Consider the following 7732-nt stretch of genomic DNA (forward strand, 5'->3'; position numbering starts at 1 on the left):
TCCAGTGCCAGCTCGACCACGTTGCGGTGCGTGTTCACCACACCCTTCGGCGTCCCGCTCGACCCCGACGTGTACATCACGTACGCCGCCTGGTCCGGGGAGACCGGCAGCCCCAGCGGCGCGGCCTCCTCGTACTCCACGGCGGTCTCCGCGCCCACCCGCAGGACGGGCAGCTCCCCGGCGAACTCCACCTCTTCGGGCCGGCGGTCGGTCACCAACAGCGCGGCCTTCGTGTCGCGCAGGATCCATGCGAGGCGCTCCTGCGGCTGGCGCGCATCCAGCGGGACGAACGTGCCGCCCGCTTTCAGGACCGCCAGCATGGCGACGACGTAAGCGAGGGAGCGGTCCTGCAGGAGGGCGACCTTGTCCCAGGGGCGTACGCCGGCCTCGACGAGCCGTCGGGCGAGCGCCTCGGACGCCCCGTCCAGCTGCCCGTAAGTCAGCTCCTGCTCTCCGCAGACCAGTGCGACGGCTTGCGGTGACCTGGCCGCCCGGGCGGTGAACAACTCGTGCAGCGGCAGCTCCGGAAGGGCCACCGCCGTGCTGTTGTACCCGTCGATGTCGACCGGGTGGGCCTGACCGGCCTGCTGCTGGGGCATCTCGACACACCATTCTCGAAGGTTCGGGGCCTTGCACCGCGGGCGCGCGGCGTACGGGGAGCCGCTGCGGCCACGACCGGCGCAGGGGGTGAGGCGGGGGAAAAGCGGGGTGCGGGACCAGGGCCTGTCTTTTGGATCAGGCCCTAGCCCGCGAACGGGGAGGGGCCGCCGGCGGGAAGCAGGAGGTCCTCCGGCGCCAGGTCACCGGTCCGGTACTTGCCCACGGCGCTGGTCAGCATCCGCAGCTCCAGCGCGATGCTCTCGACCAGCCGCCGCAGTCCGGCGTCGCCGTCCTCGTCGACGGCCAGCAGCGCCGCCCTGCCGAGCCCGACCGCCCTGGCTCCGAGGGCGAGGGCCTTGGCCGCGCGGGTGCCCTCCCACATACGGCCGCTGGCGAGCAGGCAGTCGTCGGTGCGGCCGATGCGCAGCAGGGCATCGCCGAGCGGCAGGCCGACCTGGCCGAGGAAGGCGGTGGGGGCCCAGGCGGTGCCGGCCTCCGCGCCGTCGATGGTGACGGAGTCAGCTCCCGCCGCCCACGCGATCCGCGCGGCCTCGGCGACGTCCCGGCCCGGGTGCAGCTTGACCCACACCTTCACGCGGGGGAAGTTGTTGCGCATCAGCATGACCTGCCGCCGCAGGATCTCCTCGGTGAACGTACCGGGGCTGCTGACCCGCAAGATCCGCTCGCTGTCACTGCCGAAGACCTCGTCGGTGGCGTACTGCTCGTCGACCCTGAGAGCCGTGTCCCGGTCGAGGACGGTGAGGCCGCCCAGACCGGGCTTCGCGCCCTGCCCGACCTTGAGTTCGAAGGCGAGGCGGCCGGTCGCCAGCAGGGGCTCGGCGACCGGATCGCTGTAGAGCAGGTTCCACACCTCGGCGTCCGCGTCTTCAGTGGACTGCTGCACCGCCACGCCGCCGTACGTGTCGTCCGCGGCTGCCGCATAGGCGGCGATCCGGCCCAGCAGCGGGGAGGCCTGGGCGTCGAAGGAGGCACGGTAGCCGTTCACGGGGACGACGTTCTCGCCGATCACCATGGGGATGCCGAGGGCTCCGGCCTGCCGGCCGGCGGCCTCCCCGAGGTCGTGGCTCGCGACCTGGGTGGAGCCGAAGGCCGACACGTACAGCGGCAGCCGGGAGGTGAAACCGCCGACCCGGGTGGACAGGTCGACGTCCGTGTACAGGGGTTCGCGGGCCAGGTCGATGAGCTTCTTCAGCCGGTCGGGCATGAAGACGGGCGGCACGATGCGGCAGTTCTCCAGCAGGTCGTGCGGGTCGTGACCGGCCGGTACGGAACCCAGCATCCCGTTCCCGTAGCGCGCGAGTTCGGGGAACGCCGCCTCCGCACCGTGCCGGGCGCGGCGGCGTACCTCATCCTGCGGGAAGCCCGCGGCGGTGAGGGTGGAGCTCATGCGGAGACCACCCCCGGGAGCTTCGGGTAGGCGCTGGCCTGCCAGACGCTGGGGCGGCCGGTGACGTACCGGGTGAAGCGCTCCAGGCCGATGCCGAATCCGGAGCTCGCAGGAATGCCGCGGCGGGCCAGGTCCAGGTACCAGCCGTACTTGGCGGGGTTCTCGCCGGTCTCCCGGATGCGGGTGACCAGGGTGGCGTAGTCGTGCTCGCGCTCGCTGCCGCTGGCGAGTTCGCCGTAGCCCTCGGGGGCGATCAGGTCGAAGTTGCACAGGACGCCCGGGGCGTCGGTGCGCTCGCAGTCGTAGAAGCCGCGCGAGCCCTTGGGGTAGTCGACGACGAAGAACGGACGGGTCGACTTGGCGGAGATCATTTCCTCGCCCTGCCAGTCGATCTCGGCGCCCGGGTCCTGGGGGTGGCCGACGGCGATGAGGTCGGCCGTGGCCTCCTGGTGGGTCATGCGGCCGAAGGCCTGCGTGACGAGCTCGCGGAAGGCGTCCGTGTCCCGGCCGAGCAGCTCCAGCTCGGCGGGCATCTCCCGGACGACGTCGGCCACCACGTGGGAGACCAGGGCTTCGGCGACCGCCATCGCGTCCTCGCGGCGGGCATCCCGTATCTCCACGTCGATCTGGTGGAACTCGGCCAGGTGGCGGTGGGTGACGGCGGTCTCCAGCGGCTCCAGCCGCACGTTGGGAGCGATGTAGAAGATCTTGTCGAAGGCCGTCAGCGAGGCCTGCTTGTACAGGATCGCGCTGGTCATCAGCTTGTACTTGTTGCCGTAGAAGTCGACGTCCACCTGCTTGGACCCCCGGGTGCCGGGGTCCGTCACCGGGCCGATGACGGGCGGCAGGAGCTCCTGGAAGCCCTGGCCGGTCAGGAAGGCGCGGGTGGCGGTGAGCATCCGGCTCTGGACGCGCAGGGTGGCACGGGTCTCCTCGGAGGCCAGGTGCACATCGGGCGAGGCGGGGAAGGCGGGCGAGGCCGGCCCGGTGATTTCGGCGGATACCGCGGTCATGGGTGCTAACTCCTGGAAGTACTGCCGGACACGCCGGCGAGGGAACGGGGCCGGGTCGGCGAAGCGGGCGGGGTGAGGGAGGGGTTGTCGTGCCGGCTCTGGACGAACGACAGGGCGTCGTAGAGCCCGCGGGCGGTGAGCCGGCCGCTGCTCTCGCCGGTCCTGCCGATGGGCATCGACCCGATCTCCGACCAGGCCAGCCGGCCGGATTCGTCGATGTAGCTCCGCGTCCGGCCTGCGTTGTCGGGGTGCAGACAGAAGGGGACGTCCAGATAGCCGCGTGCGAAGGCCTTCAACAGGCCCCGCCCGAGATCGGCGTCGAGGTTGAGTACGGCGTCGACCAGGGCGCGGGCCTCGGCGTAGACCGGATTGTCGGCGGCCTCGGCCGCTTCGACGGCGGTGCTGATCGTGGCGGACCGCCGGGCGGCGGCCGCCGAGGCGGTGCGCAGCGCCTCGACGTTCTCGGCGACGGTGGGGATGCGGTGCGCTTCCGAGACCGTCTTGACGATCAGCCTGGCCGCGCCGGTCTCCACGGCGAGTTCGGCCGAACGCTCCAGCAGTTCCAGCGCCCCCTCCCGGGAGCGCGGGTAGAGCCCCATGTAGGTGTAGAGGACGATGTGCCACTCGGTGTCCGGCAGCAGCTCGGCCGCGAGCCGGCGCAGGGCGTGGACCGCCTGCCGGTCCTGTGCCGGGCTGGTCTGCTGGGCGTAGCTGAGCGAGAGGGACCGCAGGCCCGCCCGGTGGAAGAAGAGCGCCTCGAGCGCACTGATCGCCACCAGGAGGCCGGGCGGACAGAGCTGGCCCAGCATGCAGCCGCCGAACGTCTCCAGGTGGGGCTCCGCTCCCGTGGAGCGCAGCGAGGCCAGGAACTCGCAGCTCTGCTGCCAGTTGCGCACGGACTCGGCCAGCGGGGTCCGCCCGTACGGAAGGCAGTACGAGACGGGTCCGCCCTCGGTGGCGTCCAGGCCGAGCGCCGCCAGGGCGGCGACGATGCGCTGGGGCCGTGCAGACCCGTGCCGGATCTGCACGGGGAACGACGCGTCGCGCACCCCCTCCAGGACCCAGCGCGAGGTGTGCGGGCTGAACGAGGTGATCGGGTAACCGTTGAGGGGGAAGTCGTCGTTGAGCGCGCGCACCGCTGACCGCTCGTCACCCACGCGGGTGTAGCTGTCGATGGTGATGGTCCCGACGACGGCCTCGGCCGCCCCCTTGGTGGCCTGCAGTCCCGAGCGCATCAGGGTGGGGTCCGAGAACCCCATCCGCGGTTGCACCACGAGGGAACCCCGGGCCTGGGCGTCCGCCACGTACCGCGAGAAGGACGTGCGCGCCGCGTGCACGGTGGCCGTGTTGCGCGGTGCGGCCGGCCGGAGCGGCGCCGTCGGCATCGCCGTGCGTTCGAACCGGGCGGTCAAGGTGCCACCTCCCGGTGGAGCGAGCCGACGAAGGCTTCGAAGGAGGCCAGTTCCACACCCTCTTGGAAGACGGCGTCGAATCCGGCAGCCATCAGCTCTCGTGCCTGCGCCTCCTGCCCGTCACCCGAGACACCGAGCTTGCCGCCGATGACGACCGGCAGGCCGTCCAGTTCCGGCCGGGACCGGAGGCCGGCGATCAGCGGCTTGGCGTCGTTGAACCCGTGGCCGTTGACGCTGCTGACGACCAGCAGGTCGGGCTGGTGCTTCAGACAGGACTCGACGATTTCGTCCTCGGGAATACAGGGCCCCAGGTTGACGACCTCGTGCCCGAGGTCTTCGAGCATCAGCTGGATGAATACGAGATTCCACGTGTGCGCATCGGACGGCAATCCCGTGACGACCACATCGAGTGACGCCGAGCGGTTACAGGTCGCCAATTCGGCAGGCTTCATTCTTCGCTTCGTCCACATCATTGATGACGGCGGGAGAAGGAGGTTCTCGCGCGTTCGGAACTCCCCATGCCCACGACCCTAGGAGCCGGGCGGGCGCGCCACCGGCGTCGTCGGCGGCAGCGCAGCGGCAGTTGCGCCCCGGGAACGGCGGTCTCGCCCTTCCCGGCGTATCGGGATCGCTCCGGGAAGCGATCAGGAAGAAGGCGGCGGAGTCTTCTCCCGTAAGCATCCAGACCAGGGGGGACAGCGATGACGAACCGCCAGGCTCCGTCGGCCGAGTTCGGGGCCGTACTGCGAAGAGCCCGCGGAACGGCCGGGCTCACCCAGGAACAGCTCGCCGGGCTTTCGACGGTCAGCATCCGAGCGATCCGCAATTTGGAGCAGGGCCAGGTGAGGCGTCCCCGCAGGGACACCATCAGGCTCCTGGCCGACGCCATGCGCCTCAGCGACACGCGCCGCGCCACGCTGGAACTCGCCGTCGACGGCGCCTCGACGGGCGTGGCACTGCGCGATGTCTACAGCGCCGAGTTCGCCTCCCCGCCCACCCCCCTGCGGAGCCTGTTCGGCCGCGGCTTCGAACTGCGCGCACTGGGTGACCTGCTCGGCAGCGAGCGGGAGCGCCTGGTGACCATCGTGGGGCTGCCCGGCGTGGGGAAGTCCCGCCTCGCCCAGGAGGCCGCCCTGCAGGTCCACGCCGCGGGAGGGACTCCCGTGCTGTGGCTGCCCATGGACCGTGCGGACGACGTGTCCGCCAACGCACCGGGAAGACCGCAGTCGGCGCTGGTGAACTGGGTCAGGACGCTCATTTCGGAGGGCGGCGACCCCGACGAACTGGTTTCGCTCATCGGGGACAAGGCCACCTTGCTGGTCCTGGACGGTCACGAGGTGTCGCCGGCCGCCGGCACTGCCCTGCTGCACCTGCTCCATTCCTGCAAGCGGCTCAAGGTCCTGGTCACCACCCGGCGCTCGGGCCACGTCCCGGCCGGCCGGCTGCTGCCCCTCGCACCGCTGCCGACGACGTGCGAGTCCGGGGCATCGGCCCTGCCCCCGCTGCCGGGCGACTCGCTGTCGGCGAACCGGCCCGCCGTCGAGCTGATGCTGTCGTACGTCAGCCACATGCGGCCCGACCTGCTGCTCACCGACTCCGTCACGGCCACGGCGGCCGAGGTCTGCGACGCGCTGGACGGCATACCGCAGGCCCTCGAAGCGGCCGCTTCGTGGCTGCTGCTCTACTCACTCGATCAATTGCTGGCGATGGCCCGCGCCAAGCCGCTGGCCCTGGTCGACGGCCCCTCTTCGTTCTCCCTGGGCAGCGCCGCCACCCTGGGCGGCCTGCTGGCCGCTGCCGTCGATGAACTCCGCCCGCCTCGGAAGGCCCTGCTGACCGCGGCGGTGTCACTGGACGCCCCGTGGACCGTCGAGGACGTGGCCCGGGCGCTGGGCATTCCCGCACCCGAGGCGGCCCAGGACGTGCACGCCCTGCTCCTGAACGGCCTGATCCGCCAGCTTCCCGCCGAGCCGGGCGCCGCCGCCGACCCCGGCCGCTTCGCGGTGCTCCACCTCGTACGCGGCCTCGTCAGCGGTGAGCGCGCGGCCGACGAGAGCGCGGCGCCCTGGGCCGCGCACCTCGTGACCGACGGCGCCGCATAGCCGGCCGGCTGCCTCCCGGCCGACCGCCCCCAGACCCCTGTTCCCCTCCGCAGCTGCTCTCCCGCAAAGAAAGGTGGCGGTACTCCGTCATGCGCAATCTGATCTCCCTCTCCGATCTGACCTCCGAGGAACTCGCCCTCATCGTCCGGCGCGCGGTCGACTTCGGCCGCGGGGAGACCGAGGAGCGGCCGCTGGCCGGCCGCAGGGTCGGCGTCTTCTTCCGCAAGTCCTCCACCCGTACGCGCACCTCGTTCTGGAGCGGCGCCACCCGGCTCGGTGCCGACGTCATCACCTTCGGCCCGGACGAGCTCCAGCTCAGCACCGGGGAGACGGTGGAGGACACCGCCCGGGTGCTGGCCGAGTACCTGGACGCACTCGTCGTGCGCACCAACGGGGACGTGGAGGAGATCCGGCGGCTGGGCAGCAGCCCGGACCTCGCCGTGGTCAACGCCCTGAGCCTGGACGAGCACCCGACCCAGGCCATCGCCGACCTGGCCACGCTCGCCGAGGAGTTCGGCGACCTGGCGGGCCTGCACGTGCTGTGCGTGGGCGAGGGGAACAGCTCGGCTGCGGCCCTCGCGCTGGCCGCGGCGCTCACGCCCGGCTTGCGGCTGACCCTGCTGTGCCCCAAGGGGTACGAGGTGCCCCGGGCCACCCTCGACCTCGTCGACGAACTCAGCGCCGGCCAGGCCCTGGTCACCCAGGTCACGTCGGCCGACGAGGTGGCCGGCCCCGTGGACGCGGTCTACACGAGCCGCTGGCAGACGATGGGGGTTCCCAAGGCGAACCCCGACTGGCTGGCCGACTTCGAGGGGTTCCAGATCGGCCGAGGGTTCCTCGACCGGTTCAGCGGGCCGCGCACGGTCTTCTTGCACGACCTGCCCGCCGTACGCGGCCAGGAGGTCACCGACGAGGTCCTGGACGGGGAGCGAAGCCTCGCCTGGCGCCAGGCACACCACAAGATGACGGCCGCCATGGCGGTGCTGGAGTGGTGCGTCGTCGGCGCGGACGCCCCGGCGGCCTCCTGAACCGGGACCGCGTGTCGCGACCGTGAACCGGGCAGCGGTCGCATGGCGCCCCGTGGGGCAGGTGCCCGGCAGCACGAAAGCGGGGGGGGGGGGGGGGGGGGGGGGGGGGGGGGGGGGGGGGGGGGGGGGGGGGGGGGGGGGGGGGGGGGGGGGGGGGGGGGGGGGGGGG

General features: G+C 72.1%; 7 protein-coding genes. 2 read left to right on the forward strand and 5 right to left on the reverse strand.

Annotated elements, in window-relative coordinates:
- The 5 genes from ACZ49B_RS38875 to ACZ49B_RS38895 form a co-directional block, all read right to left on the reverse strand.
- The coding region (locus ACZ49B_RS38875; protein WP_468315988.1) for an AMP-binding protein at positions 1-599 on the reverse strand (599 nt) is incomplete at its 3' end.
- A 143-nt stretch (positions 600-742) separates the two neighbouring features.
- Positions 743-2008: a glutamate synthase-related protein gene (locus ACZ49B_RS38880; protein ID WP_468315990.1), complete on the reverse strand. Its 1266-nt coding sequence runs from the start codon at positions 2006-2008 to the stop codon at positions 743-745.
- Positions 2005-3021, reverse strand: a complete 1017-nt coding sequence (locus tag ACZ49B_RS38885; RefSeq protein WP_468315993.1) for an asparagine synthetase A — start codon at positions 3019-3021, stop codon at positions 2005-2007. The genes ACZ49B_RS38880 and ACZ49B_RS38885 overlap by 4 nt, the downstream gene beginning before the upstream one ends.
- A gap of 5 nt (positions 3022-3026) precedes the next feature.
- Entirely contained in the window at positions 3027-4406 is a 1380-nt protein-coding gene (locus ACZ49B_RS38890; protein WP_468316004.1) for a methylaspartate mutase, read from the reverse strand.
- Positions 4407-4429: 23 nt separating this feature from the next.
- Positions 4430-4885, reverse strand: a complete 456-nt coding sequence (locus ACZ49B_RS38895) for a cobalamin B12-binding domain-containing protein (RefSeq protein ID WP_468315995.1) — start codon at positions 4883-4885, stop codon at positions 4430-4432.
- Positions 4886-5134: 249 nt separating this feature from the next.
- On the opposite strand from ACZ49B_RS38895, the gene ACZ49B_RS38900 reads away from it, so the two are divergent.
- Both ACZ49B_RS38900 and ACZ49B_RS38905 read left to right on the forward strand, forming a co-directional pair.
- Positions 5135-6535: a helix-turn-helix domain-containing protein gene (locus ACZ49B_RS38900; protein ID WP_468315998.1), complete on the forward strand. Its 1401-nt coding sequence runs from the start codon at positions 5135-5137 to the stop codon at positions 6533-6535.
- Positions 6536-6624: 89 nt separating this feature from the next.
- Positions 6625-7563, forward strand: a complete 939-nt coding sequence (locus ACZ49B_RS38905; protein ID WP_468316001.1) for an ornithine carbamoyltransferase — start codon at positions 6625-6627, stop codon at positions 7561-7563.
- Positions 7564-7732: the final 169 nt, after the last annotated feature.

This window comes from Streptomyces sp. NPDC031132, assembly GCF_055570595.1.